At 72.8% G+C, this 13,967-nt stretch carries 14 protein-coding genes and 2 pseudogenes; 11 read left to right on the forward strand and 5 right to left on the reverse strand.

Going from position 1 to position 13,967, the window contains the following annotated elements; translation table 11 throughout:
- The 11 genes and pseudogenes from CLV37_RS29105 to CLV37_RS25010 form a co-directional block, all read left to right on the forward strand.
- A pseudogene (locus CLV37_RS29105) lies at positions 1-171 on the forward strand (carbohydrate ABC transporter permease); the annotation flags it as partial.
- Between the two features lie 10 nt (positions 172-181).
- Positions 182-439 (forward strand): annotated as a pseudogene (locus tag CLV37_RS27200) (amidase family protein); the annotation flags it as partial.
- 62 nt (positions 440-501) lie between these two features.
- Complete coding sequence (locus CLV37_RS24970) at positions 502-1,344, forward strand: carbon-nitrogen hydrolase family protein (RefSeq protein ID WP_106215464.1); 843 nt, start codon at positions 502-504, stop codon at positions 1,342-1,344.
- A 52-nt stretch (positions 1,345-1,396) separates the two neighbouring features.
- The gene (locus CLV37_RS24975; RefSeq protein ID WP_106215465.1) at positions 1,397-2,233 is read left to right on the forward strand and encodes an amidohydrolase family protein; all 837 of its coding nucleotides are present in this window, start codon (positions 1,397-1,399) and stop codon (positions 2,231-2,233) included.
- Between the two features lie 48 nt (positions 2,234-2,281).
- Complete coding sequence (locus CLV37_RS24980) at positions 2,282-2,836, forward strand: MSMEG_0572/Sll0783 family nitrogen starvation response protein (RefSeq protein WP_211298941.1); 555 nt, start codon at positions 2,282-2,284, stop codon at positions 2,834-2,836.
- Positions 2,836-3,915, forward strand: a complete 1,080-nt coding sequence (locus tag CLV37_RS24985; protein WP_106215466.1) for an MSMEG_0568 family radical SAM protein — start codon at positions 2,836-2,838, stop codon at positions 3,913-3,915. The genes CLV37_RS24980 and CLV37_RS24985 overlap by 1 nt, the downstream gene beginning before the upstream one ends.
- A gap of 32 nt (positions 3,916-3,947) precedes the next feature.
- Complete coding sequence (locus CLV37_RS24990; RefSeq protein WP_106215467.1) at positions 3,948-5,342, forward strand: MSMEG_0567/sll0787 family protein; 1,395 nt, start codon at positions 3,948-3,950, stop codon at positions 5,340-5,342.
- A complete protein-coding gene (locus tag CLV37_RS24995) occupies positions 5,339-6,208 on the forward strand; it encodes a carbon-nitrogen hydrolase family protein (RefSeq protein ID WP_106215468.1) in 870 nt (289 codons plus the stop codon). The genes CLV37_RS24990 and CLV37_RS24995 overlap by 4 nt, the downstream gene beginning before the upstream one ends.
- Complete coding sequence (locus tag CLV37_RS25000) at positions 6,201-6,497, forward strand: MSMEG_0570 family nitrogen starvation response protein (protein ID WP_106215469.1); 297 nt, start codon at positions 6,201-6,203, stop codon at positions 6,495-6,497. Before CLV37_RS24995 ends, CLV37_RS25000 begins: the two co-directional genes overlap by 8 nt.
- Positions 6,494-7,738, forward strand: a complete 1,245-nt coding sequence (locus tag CLV37_RS25005; protein WP_106215470.1) for an MSMEG_0569 family flavin-dependent oxidoreductase — start codon at positions 6,494-6,496, stop codon at positions 7,736-7,738. Before CLV37_RS25000 ends, CLV37_RS25005 begins: the two co-directional genes overlap by 4 nt.
- Complete coding sequence (locus CLV37_RS25010) at positions 7,735-8,835, forward strand: MSMEG_0565 family glycosyltransferase (RefSeq protein WP_106215471.1); 1,101 nt, start codon at positions 7,735-7,737, stop codon at positions 8,833-8,835. The genes CLV37_RS25005 and CLV37_RS25010 overlap by 4 nt, the downstream gene beginning before the upstream one ends.
- 85 nt (positions 8,836-8,920) lie before the next feature.
- Here CLV37_RS25010 and CLV37_RS27880 read toward each other — a convergent pair whose 3' ends face one another.
- The 5 genes from CLV37_RS27880 to CLV37_RS25030 all read right to left on the reverse strand — a co-directional run bounded on the left by CLV37_RS27880 (position 8,921) and on the right by CLV37_RS25030 (position 13,900).
- Positions 8,921-9,067 carry a hypothetical protein gene (locus CLV37_RS27880; protein WP_170127497.1) on the reverse strand — a complete coding sequence of 49 codons (147 nt, stop codon included), beginning with the start codon at positions 9,065-9,067 and terminating at the stop codon, positions 8,921-8,923.
- A gap of 207 nt (positions 9,068-9,274) precedes the next feature.
- Positions 9,275-9,508, reverse strand: coding sequence for an NAD(P)H-binding protein (locus tag CLV37_RS29235; RefSeq protein WP_106215472.1), 234 nt, complete (start codon positions 9,506-9,508; stop codon positions 9,275-9,277).
- A 268-nt stretch (positions 9,509-9,776) separates the two neighbouring features.
- Positions 9,777-11,276: a class II fumarate hydratase gene (locus CLV37_RS25020; protein ID WP_106215473.1), complete on the reverse strand. Its 1,500-nt coding sequence runs from the start codon at positions 11,274-11,276 to the stop codon at positions 9,777-9,779.
- Positions 11,277-11,281: 5 nt separating this feature from the next.
- Positions 11,282-12,943, reverse strand: a complete 1,662-nt coding sequence (locus tag CLV37_RS25025; RefSeq protein ID WP_106215474.1) for an NAD-dependent malic enzyme — start codon at positions 12,941-12,943, stop codon at positions 11,282-11,284.
- A gap of 69 nt (positions 12,944-13,012) precedes the next feature.
- On the reverse strand, positions 13,013-13,900 hold the full coding sequence (locus tag CLV37_RS25030) for an SDR family oxidoreductase (RefSeq protein WP_106215475.1): 888 nt from the start codon (positions 13,898-13,900) through the stop codon (positions 13,013-13,015).
- Between the last annotated feature and the right edge of the window lie 67 nt (positions 13,901-13,967).

Here is a 13,967-nt window from a genome sequence, read left to right on the forward strand (position 1 = left end):
GCCGACCTGCGCGTCCTGCCGCTGGCCCTGTGGAACTTCCAGGGGCAGTACTCGGTGAACATCCCGGCCGTGCTCGCCTCGGTCGTCCTGACCACCCTGCCGATCCTCGTGCTCTACGTCGTCGGCCGCCGCCAGCTGCTGTCCGGCCTCACCGCCGGCTTCTCCAAGTGACTCGGCGGACCCCACCCCCGCCCACGAGCACGGCGCCACCGAGCTCACGATCGACGGGCAGACGGTGGACGTCACCCACGTCCAGACCTTCACCGTCCAGTTCAACATCACCGGCATGCCCGCCCTGTCCATGCGGTTCGGCACCAGCACCGACGGGTTGCCGATCGGCGTCCAGATCGCCGGCCCCTGGCACGCCGAGTCCACCGTCCTGCACGTGGCCTCGGTGCTGGAGTCGGTCAGCCCCGTCCGCGGATTCCACCCCGCTCTGCGAACGGCCGTGCCCGGCGGGCGGGAGAGCACCGGACCCGGGTCGGACCCTAGACTCGCCCGGTGCCCGACCCCGTCCGCATCGCCGCTGCCGCAGGGCACTTCGGCCGTGACCTCGACCGCGGGCTGAGCAAGGTCCTGTCCATCGTCGCCGAGTGCCGCGTGACGGGGACGGACCTCCTGGTGCTGCCGCACGGTGCGCTCGGCGGGTACCTGGCCGACCTCCGGGACCCGGAGGAGTCCGGCCTGCCCCCGGCCCTGGACGCCGAGGACGCGGTGTTCAAGGAGGTGCGCCGCGCGTGCGGCCCGATGACGGTGTGCCTGGGTTTCACCGAGGTGGTCCAGACGCACGGGGCGACCGTCCACCACCCCGCCGCGGTGTGCCTGCACGGCGACGGCGTCCTGGGCCGGCACCGCAAGATCCACCTGCCGCCGGGTGAGGCGCGCCACTACGCGGCGGGCGACCGCCTGGCCGCGTTCGACACCCCCGTCGGCAGGGTGGGCATGCTCATCGACTTCGACAAGACCTTCCCGGAGGCTGCGCGCACCCTCGCCGTCCAGGGTGCGCACACGATCGCGTGCCTGTCGGCCTGGCCGGCCAACGTCACCGACCGCACCTCGCGACTGCCCCAGGACCGGCAGTCGCGGCTGTTCGACCTCTACGACTGCGCCCGGGCCGCGGAGAACCAGGTGGTCTGGGTGTCCTCCAACCAGACGGGGATGCACGGCTCCCTGCGCTTCCTCGGGCAGGCCAAGGTCGTGAACCCCGGCGGCGACGTGCTGGCCCGGACGGGTTCGAAGGGCGGCCTGGCGGTCGCCGAGATCGACGTGGAGGCCGAGGTGGCGCGCGCACGCCGCACGCTGCACCACCTGGCCGAGCGCCGCGGTGAGGTCTACGAAACGTGAAAGTCTTCCCGAGGTAACCAGACCGAAACAGTTAGGGCATGAACTATCCCTCGTGCCCCTCACACCCGACGCACGCACCTTCGACGCTCACCGCCACATCGGCCGGTTGCCGGCGTACCCCTTCTACGGGGGCCCGCCGGTCAACCCCGACACGAGCGCCCGCGACCAGATCGCCGACCTGCTCGACGACCTCGACCGCGAGGGCACCGAACGCGCCCTGCTGCTGCCCAACTACGGCGTTCCGGTCGCCGGCGCCAGCTTCGCCCTCAACGAGCTCGTGCTCGAGACCACGGCGAAGGACGACCGGTTCGTCTGCGGCCTGTGGACCTCCCCGCGGGCCCAGGACGCCGAGCTCACCGACGCCGCGCTGGCCCTGGCCGGTGAGCGAGGGGTCGTCGCGCTCAAGACGAGCTTCCTGCTCGGCGGCGGGGTCGACGACCCGACGTCGCAGCCCCAGATCGAGAAGGTCTTCGGCGTCGCCCGGGAACGGGACCTCGTCGTCCACGTCCACACCTCCCCCGGGGCGGCCTCGGACATCGACGAGGTGGGCAAACTCGTGGACCGCTACGGCGACGACGTGCGGATCCACCTCGTCCACCTCGGCGGGGGCATGAGCGCCCACATCAAACTCATCGGCGGCCGGTTCTTCGACTGGGTCGAAGCCGGCAAGAAGGTCTACACCGACACCAGCTGGGCGATCGGCTTCGCCCCCCGCTGGCTGGCCGCCGAGATCGAGCGGCGCGGGATCGGCGCCGACCGTGTCCTGTTCGCCTCCGACGAGCCGTGGGGCGACCACGCGGGAGAGCTCGCCCGCCTGCGGGCCGCCTCGCAGAACCCCGAACTCGTCCGGATGTTCCTGCAGGACAACTACACCACCCTGTACGGCTGAACCGCCACCACCGTCCCCGAGCCACGTCCACACCACGAGGAGCCCACCGTGACCACGACCACCGCCGCCCCCGCCACCACGACCGAGATCGACGAGCTCATCAAGGCGAACATCGCCAAGTCCCTCGCCGAGGTCCCGCACCCGGTCAAGGAGAAGGGCGAGGACCTGTACGGCAAGACCAAGGTCTTCCCCGACTACCAGGCCGAGAACGGGGAGAGTTACTTCACCCTCGTGCACGGCATCGCCCACGAGTCGTCGGTGAGCTTCGTCGCGATCCTGCAGGCCACCCGCGCCCTGCGGAAGGGGTACGACTCCGCGATCTACTTCTACGGTCCCGGGGCCATGAACTGCATCGCGACCCGCGGGTTCCCCACCGTGGGCGACTCCGGGTTCCCCGGTGAGCAGAACGTCAACGGCGCCCTGGAGACGTTCATCGCCGAGGGCGGGACCGTCTACTGCTGCCGGTTCGGGCTCGCCCTGCACGGCAACCGCGAGGAGGACCTCATCGCCGGGGTCGTCCCCTGCCACCCGCTCGACGTGCAGGACGCGCTCATCCACTACGCCCGCAGGGGCGCCATCATCAACTCGACCTACAACCTCTGATGACCTGCGAGAACGCCGTCGGGACCCGGGTGGACGTCGCGATCCGCGGCGTCCGCCTGGCGGCCCCCGTCCGCCGCACGGGTGGTGCGGGGCCGAGCGACGACGGCCACGTCGTCCTGGACGGTCTCGCCTCGGCGATCCCGTTGCGCCCCGACAGCCCGTACCTCGTGCGCGACGGCCGGCTCCTGCTCGAGAGGACCGGCGCGGTCACGGACCTCGGGGTCACGGTCGAACCCGTCGCGCGGCCGCGGTTCTACGACCTGCGGACCGCCGACGGCACCCCCTACGAGCAGATCGCGAAGCTGCACGGGCGCGACGTGCTGGCCACCACCGTGGTGCAGACCTGCTCGCGCTACGCCCCCGAGAACCGCTGCCGGTTCTGCGCCGTCGAGGAGTCCCTCACCGCGGGCGCGACCATCGCGGTCAAGACCCCCGCGATGCTCGCCGAGGTCGCCCGCGCCGCCGTCGACCTCGACGGGATCCGGCACGTCGTCATGACGACGGGCACCTCCACGGCTCCCGACCGCGGCGCCCGGCACCTCGCCCGCTGCGTCCGGGCGGTCCAGGAGGCCGTCCCCGGCCTGCCCGTGCAGGTGCAGTGCGAACCGCCCGCGGACCCGGCCACGATCACCGAGCTGAAGGAGGCCGGGGCCGCCTCCATCGGCCTCCACGTCGAGTCCCTCGACGACGCGGTCCGGCGCCGCTGGATGCCGGGCAAGTCGACGGTGCCGCTGGCGGAGTACTGGGCCGCGTGGACCGAGGCCGTGCGGGTGTTCGGCCGCAACCAGGTCTCCACGTACCTGCTGGTGGGGCTGGGCGAGGACCCCGACGAACTCGTCGAGGGCGCCGAACGCCTGATCGAGCTCGGCGTCTACCCGTTCGTCGTCCCGTTCCGGCCGCTGGCGGGAACCCTCGCGGTGGACGTCGACGGCGCCCACGCCCCCGACCCGGCCGTCCTGGAGGACGTCACCCGCAGGGTCGCGGCAGCCCTGCGGGCCGGCGGGATGCGCGGTGCGGACCAGATGGCCGGTTGCGCGGCCTGCGGGGCGTGCTCGGTCCTGCAGAACCTCAGCGCCTGAACCCCGGACCCGGACCTCGAAGGGGACCCACGATGCCGTTCGACCTGCCGGTCCTGGCCGGCCTGCCGCGCCAGCGCACGGCCTTCCACGTCGAGGTCGCCGACGACGCCGCCGAACGCGCCCACCGCCGGCTGCGCCGCGAAGCCTTCGTGGCCGAGCAGCGGTTGTTCTCGACCGACGACCACGACGACGCGGACGACGACCCGCGCCGTCGGGTCCTGGTGGCCCGCGCCGCCGACGGCACGGTCGTCGGCGGTGTCCGGCTGGCGCCCTGCACGGCCGACGACGTCGGCTGGTGGCGCGGCAGCCGGCTCGTGGTGGCCCCCGGGGCCCGCACGCTGGGCGGGGTCGGCAGCGCCCTCGTCCGGGCCGCCTGCGCGCACGCGGAGGAGCTCGGCGCCCTGCGCTTCGAGGCCACCGTGCAGGCACGCAACACCGTGCTGTTCCGCCGCCTCGGCTGGCAGCACGTGCGCGACGTCGTCGTGCAGGGCACCCCGCACGTCCTCGTCCGGTACCCGGTGGACCGCCCCCGCCGGCTGGCCGAGGCGACCAAGGCCGCGCTGGCGGGTGTCCTGGACGGTCTCGTGCAGACCCCGGAGGGTTTCCGCGGCGACGACGGTACCCCGGTGCCGGGCACGGACGTCGTCGCCGCCTGCGACGCGATCCTGCCCTCCCTCGTCGAGCGGGACCCCGAGTGGGCGGGCTGGTGCGCGGTCCTGGTGAACGTCAACGACCTCGCGGCGATGGGGGCGAACCCGGTCGGGCTGCTGGACGCGCTGGGCGCCCCCACCGCCGGGCACGCCCGCCGGGTCGTGGCGGGGCTGCGCGCCGCGAGCCGCGCCTGGGGCATTCCCGTGCTCGGCGGCCACACCCAGTTCGGGGTGCCCGCCGCGCTGTCGGTGACCGCCCTGGGCCGCACGCCCGACCCGGTCCCCGCGGGCGGGGGCCGTCCCGGGCACGCCCTGTCCCTGACCGTCGACCTCGACGGTTCCTGGCGGCCGGGCTACTCCGGTTCGCAGTGGGACTCCACCTCGCACCGGTCCCCCGGGGACCTGCGGCGGATGGGGTCCTTCGTCGCCCGCACCCGCCCCGCCGCTGCGAAGGACGTCAGCATGGCGGGTCTGCTCGGCACCGTCGGGATGCTCGCCGAGGCCAGCGGCGTCGGCGCCGAGATCGACGTCACCTCCGTCCCGCGCCCGCCCGGGACCACCGTCGGCGACTGGTTCACCTGCTTCCCGGGTTTCGGGATGGTGACCGCCGACCTCCCCCGCCGCACCCCGGCTCCCGCCGGACCGGCCACCACCGCGACCGTCGGCCGCCTGCACGCCGCCTCCTCCCCGGACGACCGGGGGGTGTCGCTGCGCTGGCCCGACGGTGAGGTGACCCGGGTGATCCCGGGTCCCGTCACAGGAATGGGAACCGCATGACCAGACTGGCCGCCGCCGCCGAGAACTTCGGCCGCGACCTCGACGCCGCCTACGCCACCGTCGAACGACTCCTCGCCGCGTCGCGGGGGGCGCACCTGCTGGCCCTGCCCGAGGCCTGCCTCGGCGGGTACCTGTCCTCCCTGGGTTCCAGCGAGGACCGCGGGACGACCGGCTCGCGCCGCGCCCGCTCCGGGCCGCCGCCGCTGCGCCTGGACGGCCCCGAACTGCGCCGGGTCGCCGAACTGGCCGGGGACACCGTCGTCGTCCTCGGCCTGTGCGAGGACGGGCAGGACGGTGACCTCTACAACACCGCCGTGGCCCTCACGGGGGACGGGATCCTCGGCGTCCACCGCAAGGTCCACCAGCCGCTGGGCGAGAACCTCTCCTACGCGGCGGGGTCGGTCTTCGAGGCGTTCGACACCCCGGTCGGCCGCATCGGCCTGCAGATCTGCTACGACAAGGCGTTCCCCGAGGCGGCCCGGGCGGCCGCCCTCGACGGCGCCGAGATCGTCGTGAGCATCTCCGCCTGGCCCGGGTCGCGCACCGCCTCCTCCGCCGACCTCGCGCAGGACCGCTGGACGAAGCGGTTCGACCTGTACGACCGGGCCCGCGCGCTGGAGAACCAGGTCGTCTGGGTGGCGGCGAACCAGGCGGGGACGTTCGGGTCGCTGCGGTTCGTCGGCAGCGCGAAGGTCGTCGGCCCCGGTGGGGAGGTCCTGGCCGCCACCGGTGTCGAAGCGGGCCTGGCCGTCGCCGACGTCGACGTGGCGGCCGAGCTCGCTGCGGCCCGCCGGTCGATGTTCAACCTGCGCGACCGTCGTCCCGACACCTACGGAACCCTCGTCCGGGAGCACGCGCGTGCCTGAGACGACGTTCACCGTCCGCTGGCCCGACGACACCGTCCAGCACTGCTACTCCCCCTCCCTGGTGGTGCACGACCACCTCAGCGCGGGCCACGACTACCCGGTCGAGGAGTTCACGGCCCGCTGCCGCACGGCCCTGACCGAGGCCAGCGACCGGGTCCGCGCCCGGTACGGGATGGCCTGCACCGCCGCCCTGGCCCAGTTGTCCGACATCGAGCGGCGCGCGGCCGGGCAGGCCGGCCGGGTCCACGTCCTCGCCCTCGAACCCCCTCTGCCGCAGGAGACACCGTGACCGAGCACCACGACGTGCTGATCGTCGGAGCCGGCCAGGCCGGCCTCGCCCTCAGCCACCACCTGACCCGCCGCGGCGTGGACCACGTCCTGCTCGAACGCGACACGGTCGCCCACGAGTGGCGCGACGGTCGCTGGGACGCGTTCACCCTCGTGACCCCGAACTTCCAGTGCCGGCTGCCCGGGTTCTCCTACTCGGGGGAGTTCGGCGGCACCGACCCCGACGGTTTCATGCCGCGCGACGAGGTCCACCGGTTCCTGCGCGCCTACGCGGCCAGCTTCGACCCGCCCGTGCGCGAAGGCGTCGAGGTGCACCGCCTGTGGCGCGACGCCGACGTCTTCCGGCTGGAGACGACGGCCGGCGGTTTCAGCGCCGACCAGGTCGTCATCGCCACCGGCGGCTACCACCAGCCAGTCGTCCCCGCCTTCGCGGCGCGCATCCCCGAGACGGTGACGCAACTACACAGCTCCGCGTACCGCAGCCCGTCCGCGCTGCCCGACGGGGACGTCCTCGTCGTCGGGTCCGGGCAGTCCGGCGCGCAGATCGCCGAGGACCTGCACCTGGCCGGCCGCCGCGTGCACCTCGCCGTGGGTCACGCCCCCCGCTGCGCCCGCCGGTACCGCGGCCGCGACTGCATCGCCTGGCTGGAGGAGATGGGCGTCTACGACGTCACCGCCGCCGAGGTGCCCGGCGGGGCCGCCGCGCAGGAGAAGACGAACCACTACATGACCGGGCGCGACGGTGGGCGGGACATCGACCTGCGCCGGTTCGCCCTCGAGGGCATGGGCCTGTTCGGCCGGCTCGACGACGTCCGCGACGGTGTCGCGCACTTCAGCCCCACCCTGCGCGAGGCCCTCGACCACGCCGACTCCGTCGCCGAGAGCATCAAGGACTCCATCGACCGGTACGTCGCGGCGCTGGGCCTCGACGCCCCCACCGAGCCCCGGTACAGCCCCGTGTGGGCCCCGCCGCAGGAGGAGGCCACGACGCTGGACCTGGCCGGGGTGGGCTCGGTCGTGTGGAGCGTCGGCTACCGCGCCGACCACCGCTGGGTCGAGCTCGGGGTGTTCGACGGCCGGGGCCGTCCTCGCCAGACCCGCGGCGTCACCGGGACGGACGGGTTGTTCTTCCTCGGCCTGCCCTGGATGCACACCTGGGGGTCGGGACGGTTCGCCGGCCTGGCCCGGGACGCGGAGTTCCTGGCCGACCGCATCTGCCTGCGGTCCCCGGTCCGCGCGTGAGGGTCGCCCTCACGACGTACTCGACGAAACCCCGCGGCGGGGTCGTCCACACCCTCGCCCTCGCCGAGGCCCTCGTCGACCTCGGCGTGGACGTGTCGGTGTGGACGCTGGGCCGCGGTGGCGACCAGGCGTTCTTCCGGCCCGTCGACCCCCGCGTCGACGTGCGGGTCGTGGAGTTCGCTGCCCGCGAGGGCGAGGGCGAGGACGTGGGCGCGCGCATCCTGCGCTCCATCGACGTGCTGCGCGAGGGGTTCGACCCGGCCCGCCGGTCCGGGGAGTACGACGTGGTGCACGCCCAGGACTGCATCAGCGCGAACGCCGTCGGCCGCTGCGTGCGCACCGTCCACCACCTCGACACCTTCACGACCCCTGAACTGGCGGCCTGCCACGAGAAGGCGATCGTCGAACCGTTCGCCCACGTGTGCGTCTCGGCCTCGGTGGCCCGTGAACTGACCGACGGGTGGGGGCTGCAGCCCACGGTCATCCCGAACGGGGTCGACGCCGGGCGGTTCGTCGGAGCGGACCCGGCGCCCTGGCGCGACCGTCTCGGTCGCTACGTCCTGGCGGTCGGGGGCATCGAACCCCGCAAGGGCAGCCAGGACCTGCTGCGCGCCGTCGCGCGGTTGCGGGCCGGGCTGCCCGACGTCGAACTGGTGTTCGCCGGCGGCGAGACGTTGTTCGACTACTGCGACTACCGTGAGGAGTTCGACCGGCTCGCCGTCGAGCTCGGCGTCCACCCGCAGGTGCTGGGACCCGTCGCTGAGGACGACCTGCCCGGGCTGGTCGCCGGCGCCGCCGCGATGGGCTTCGTGTCCACGAAGGAGGGTTTCGGCCTGGCGGCCATGGAGGCGCTGGCCGCGGGGGTCCCCCTGGTGACGCGGGACCTGCCCGTGCTGCGCGAGGTGTTCGACGGTGCTGCGCTGTTCGCCGACGACCCGGCGTCCATCGCCGCCGCTCTGCGGACGGCGGTCGAACAGCCCGACCTCGACCGGACGGAGCGTGGACGACGACTCGCGGCCCGCCACACGTGGTCGGCCGCAGCTCGGGCGCACCGCGACCTCTACGAGCGTCTGGTCACCGGAGCGGGCCGGAACTGACCGTGCGCGTGCCGCGCGGGGCGCACCACTGCCGCCTGTCCCCCCGAGGCGGGCGGAGAGGGGTGCGTCCCGTCCGGGCGGAACGTCAGAAGACGCGCCGCCGGCTGCCGCCGATGGGCACCAGGTTCAGCACCAGGCCGACGACGAGCAGCACGATCCCCACCCACAGCAGGACGTGCAGCGCCGGGACCAGCAACGCCAGGATCAGCAGGATGACACCGAGGACGACCATGTGAACTCCTCCCTGAGCTCCGGAACTTCGTGAGAAAAACGCTAGCACCGGGCGGGGAAAGCGCTCGTCGAGAACGCCGACCTTCCCGCGATGGGCTCCATTCCCGTCACGGCGAGACCTCCTACGGCCCAAACGCTTGACGATCGGTGGAAAGCCGCGACTCTCCGTCGATCGATCCGCGGGAATGGCGGGGCGTGAATCCGTGGATCACCTGTGGAGAAGATTCCTGCGGTGAGCTCCGCCAGCGGCGTCCGGGCTCGGTCCCGGTGGGCGCCGGCACCCGACGGAGCGTGGTCCCCGGGCGCGGTTCAGGCCGGGGGTGGAGAGGGCCTCGACCAGGAAGGCGGCGACGTCGTCGCGCGGGACGCTGCCGTGGGCGACGGCGGTCCCGGCGGTGACGCGACCGGTTCCCTCCTCGTCGGTCAGGGTGCCGGGCCGCACCGTGCCGGGCGTCCATGACGACGGGGACGAGGGGCAGGCGGGTGACGCCCGCCTGCTGCGCGGCGAAGCGTTCGACGGAGCCGGTCGCGACGTCCGCCCCGTCGGGCGAGTGGTGGGTCCCGGTCACCTCGTGGCCGGCGGCGATCGACCTGCTCACGACGCGTCGGCCGCCACCGCCGGTGGCTCCGACCAGGAAGGTCCTCCGTGCTGCGGTGGAACCCGTGGTGGTGGTCGTGTCGGGTGGACTCCAGGTGGTCGACGGACGGGATCAGCGGGGCGGTGCGGTCGTGACGTTGACGGCCCGGGCGACGTCCCGGCGCGGGTCGCCGACCATGGCGGCGGGGTCGACGACGCGGTCGAACTCCTCGGGGTCGATGCCGGAGGCGAGGGCCGCCTCCCGCAGGGACACGCCCTCGTCGTCGGCCTTGTGGGCGATGGCCGAAGCCTTGTCGTAGCCGATGACCGGCGACAGGGCCGTGACCAGCATCAACGAGGCGCCCACGAACTCGTCGATGCGGGCGCGGTCCAGGCGGACGCCGGTCACGCTGAACTCGCGCAACCGGTCGCAGGCGTCTCCCAGGATGGTGGCGCTGTGCAGGACGTTGTCGATGATGACGGGACGCATGGCGTTCAGCTCGAAGTTCCCCTGGGACCCGGCGGCGGCCACGATGCCGTCCTCACCCATGACCTGCAGGCACACCATGACCATCGCCTCCTGCTGGGTCGGGTTCACCTTGCCCGGCATGATCGACGAACCCGGTTCGTTCTCCGGCAGCACGAGTTCGTGCAGGCCCGCCCGTGGGCCGGAGGCGAGCCACCGCATGTCGTTGGCGATCTTGACCAGTGCGACGGCGACCCCGCGCAGCCCGGCCGACACGCTGACCATGGCGTCCAGGGATCCCTGCGCGGCGAACTTCGACGGTGCGGGCCGCAGCGCCTCGCCCGTGAGCTGCGACAGCGTCGCGACGACCTCGTCGCCGAACCCGGGCGGCGCGTTCAGACCGGTCCCGACGGCAGTGCCACCGACGGCCAGTTCGCTGATCGCGTGCAGCGAGTCCTCGAGGCGGTCGGCCGCGCCGTGCAGCTGGACCGCCCACCCGGACCACTCCTGACCCACCGTCAGGGGCGTCGCGTCCTGCAGGTGGGTCCGTCCGGTCTTGACCACGTCGACCCACTGCTCGGCCTTGGTCATGACGGCCTCGGCCAGGGCCCTGACCTGCCGCAACGTGTCGCGGCGGACCTTCATCAGGGTCGCCAGGTGCATGGCGGTGGGGAAGGTGTCGTTGGACGACTGGCCCAGGTTGACGTGGTCGTTGGGGTGCACGGGCGACTTGTCCCCCAGCCGGCCGCCCAGGAGCTGACTGGCCCGGTTCGCCAGCACTTCGTTGACGTTCATGTTCGACTGGGTGCCGGAGCCGGTCTGCCAGACGAACAGCGGGAACTCGGGGTCCAGCCGCCCGCAGATGGCCTCGTCGGCGGCCTGGACGATGGCGTCCTTGCGCGCCGCGTCCAGCCGGCCCCCGGCGTGGTTCACCAGAGCGGCGGCCTTCTTGACGTAGCCGTAGGCGTGGTAGAGCTCCTTCGGCATGCGGTCGTCGCCGATCGAGAAGTGCACCAGGGAACGCTGCGTCTGCGCACCCCAGTAGCGGTCGGCGGGTACCTGGACGTCTCCGAGGGAGTCGGACTCGGTGCGGGAACCGGTGGCCCCGGTACCGATGGCGATGTCGTGCACGACCAGCTCGGGCGTCTTCTTGCGGCGCGTGGGCATCCTGCTCACTCCTCGGTCGCGTAGTCGGGCTGCCACATGGCGTCCTGCACGCTCTGGACGAGGTTCTCGTGCCGGCGGGTGGCGACACCGTCGTGGACCGCCGCCTCGGCGACGGCCCGGGCCACGATCGCCGAGGACGCCCGCAGGTCCCGGACCGGCGGCAGCAGCGACGCACCCGGCGGGGTGGGGTCGACCTGCCCGGCGATCGCGGCCGCCGCGGCCAGCAGCATCCCGTCGGTGATGCGGGTGGCCCCGGCGACGACGGCACCCAGACCGAGCCCGGGGTACAGCAGGGCGTTGTTGGCCTGCCCGATCACGTACGTGGTGCCGTCGTGCTCCACCGTGTGGGAGGGGATGCCGACCGCGACGAGCGCTCTGCCCCCCGACCACGCGATCGCGTCCTGGGGCATCACCTCGATCCGCTCGGTCGGGTTGGACAACGGCAGCAGGATCGGGCGCTCGACACCGGCGCACAGGGCGCGCACCACGTCCTCGGTGAACGCGCCGTGGGCGGTGGACGTCCCGATCAGGATGGTCGGCCTGACCTGCTGGACCACCTCGAGCAGCCGGACCGGTCCGCTGCCGTGCCGCCAGCTCGCGACCTCGTCGGCCGGGCGGGCGTAGGGCCGCTGGTAGTCGGGCAGGTCGGGCAGGTCGTCGGTGACCAGCCCCTGCTTGTCGATCAGCCACACCCGCTGCCGGGCCTCGGCCTCCGAGAGCCCGTCCCGGACCATGCCGGCGACGATCTGGTCGGCCATGCCGGACCCGGCGGTGCCGGCGCCGAAGACGACCAGCCGCTGGTCCGAGAAACCCTGCCCGGTCACCTTCAGGGCGGACACCACGCTGGCCACCACGATCGCGCCGGTGCCCTGCATGTCGTCGTTGAAGATCCGGTGGGTGTCGCGGTGCTCGTCGAGGATGCGGCGGGCGTTCTCGGGTCCGAAGTCCTCGAAGTGCAGGACCGCGTTCGGGAACAGCGCCGCGGCGGTCTGCAGGTACCGGTCGACGAAGCGGTCGTACTCGGGACCGCGGGTGCGGGCGTGCCGGACCCCGAGGTAGGCCGGGTCGTTGAGGAGTTCGGCGTTGTCGGTGCCGCAGTCGAGGCTCACGGCGATGACGCGCCCCGGGTGGATGCCGGCGGCCGCCGTGTAGACGGCCAGCTTGCCGACGGCGATGTCGACGCCGTTGACGCCCCAGTCCCCGATCCCGAGGATCTGCTCGGCGTCGGTGCACACGAGGAGGTCGACGTCGTCCGGGCCCAGGCCGAACGACCGCAGGGTCGGCTCCACGTCCTCCGGGCGGTCGATCGAGAGGTACGCGGCCTGCGACACCCGGTAGTCGCGCGACCAGCGTTCGACGGCCTGGCCGATGGTCGGGTCGTAGACGACGGGCAGCAGTTCCTCGAGGTGGTCGGCCAGGACCCGGAAGTACAGGACCTGGTTGCGCTGGTGCAGCAGGTCCAGGTAGGTGAACTTGTCCATGTCGGAGCCGAGTTCCTGGAGCTGCGACCAGCAGCGAGCCGCCTGCTGCTCGAGCGTCTCGACGGCCGCCGGCAACCGGCCGGTCAGCCCGAGCTGACTGCGCTGGGAGTGGTCGAAGGCGGTACCCCTGTTGCGCAGGGGATCGCGCAGGATCTGGGAACCGGGGTCAGCGGGCGAAGAGGACATGACGCTCCACGGGGTTGCGCGGGTTTCGGGGGTCGAGGTCGGGGGACGGACTGCGCAGCCGCGGCGGTCTCAGACCGCGGCAACGGGGTCCTGGTCGTCGCGGAGCTGTTCCGGCGTCATGTCGTAGGCCTGCTGCACGTTGTCGTTGCGCGTCCCCAGCCCGTCGGTGGTCTTCTTGCTCCAGGGAGCGTCGATGAGCTGTCTGGTCTCCTCGATCATCGAGGTGGGCTCGAGGTTGCGGTAGGTGTCCAGGTCGCCCGCCGCCAGCGCGGTGAGGGTGGCGTACACCGGCTCGGGGTTGAACTGCGCCCGGGGGAAGGCCAGCTGCGAGTAGTCGTAGAGGCGGTCCGAAGGGTCGTCCTCCCAGCTCTGCCACGTCTGGAAGATGCGGTCGTTGAAACCGGTGAGGAACGGGCCGGGGTTCATGGTGGCGACCTCGACGCCGAACTCCTGCAGCTCGTCCTTCATGCTCTCCGCGATGGCCTCGACCGCGTGCTTGGACGCGGAGTACAGACCCGTGAAGGGGTTGACGTTCAGGCCCTCGCGCGAGGAGACCCAGACGATGCGTCCCTGCCCGCGCCTGGCCATCTGCTTGGCGATGCCCTGCGTCAGCAGCAGGGGACCCGTCACGTTCACCTCGAACTGACGCCGGATGTTCGCCGCCGGGATGTCGACGGTCGACCCGCCCTCGCCGATGCCGGCGTTGTTCACGACGACCTCGATCCCCCAGTCCAGGGCCTTGCGCCGGTCACCGGCGTCGGTGACGTCGAGCTTCTCGACCTGCAGGTCCACGCCTCGTGCCTCGGCCTGGCGCTTGAGCGTCTGCACCTGGCCGTAGATCTCGACCGCCGCGACGGCGTCGAAACCGCGGGCCGCCAGGCGCAGGGCGACCTCGCGGCCGAAACCGGTTCCCGCTCCGGTGATCAGGACCTTGCGGAGGGCAGCGGGAGTTGCCATCAGAACGTTCCTCTCGTGGTGGGGGCAAGACAGTCGCAGCCCGTCCCGGGCGGGCCCCGCGTCGCCG

It is taken from the genome of Kineococcus rhizosphaerae, from assembly GCF_003002055.1.
Taxonomy (GTDB): domain Bacteria; phylum Actinomycetota; class Actinomycetes; order Actinomycetales; family Kineococcaceae; genus Kineococcus; species Kineococcus rhizosphaerae.

What these genes read in the sequence shown, in the direction of transcription:
- CLV37_RS24985 (WP_106215466.1), top strand. Translation starts at nt 2,836, where the DNA reads ATGACCTGCGAGAACGCCGTCGGGACCCGGGTGGACGTCGCGATCCGC.
- CLV37_RS24990 (WP_106215467.1), top strand. Translation starts at nt 3,948, where the DNA reads ATGCCGTTCGACCTGCCGGTCCTGGCCGGCCTGCCGCGCCAGCGCACG.
- CLV37_RS24995 (WP_106215468.1), top strand. Translation starts at nt 5,339, where the DNA reads ATGACCAGACTGGCCGCCGCCGCCGAGAACTTCGGCCGCGACCTCGAC.
- CLV37_RS27880 (WP_170127497.1), bottom strand. Translation starts at nt 9,067, where the DNA reads ATGGTCGTCCTCGGTGTCATCCTGCTGATCCTGGCGTTGCTGGTCCCG.
- CLV37_RS25020 (WP_106215473.1), bottom strand. Translation starts at nt 11,276, where the DNA reads ATGCCCACGCGCCGCAAGAAGACGCCCGAGCTGGTCGTGCACGACATC.
- CLV37_RS25025 (WP_106215474.1), bottom strand. Translation starts at nt 12,943, where the DNA reads ATGTCCTCTTCGCCCGCTGACCCCGGTTCCCAGATCCTGCGCGATCCC.
- CLV37_RS25030 (WP_106215475.1), bottom strand. Translation starts at nt 13,900, where the DNA reads ATGGCAACTCCCGCTGCCCTCCGCAAGGTCCTGATCACCGGAGCGGGA.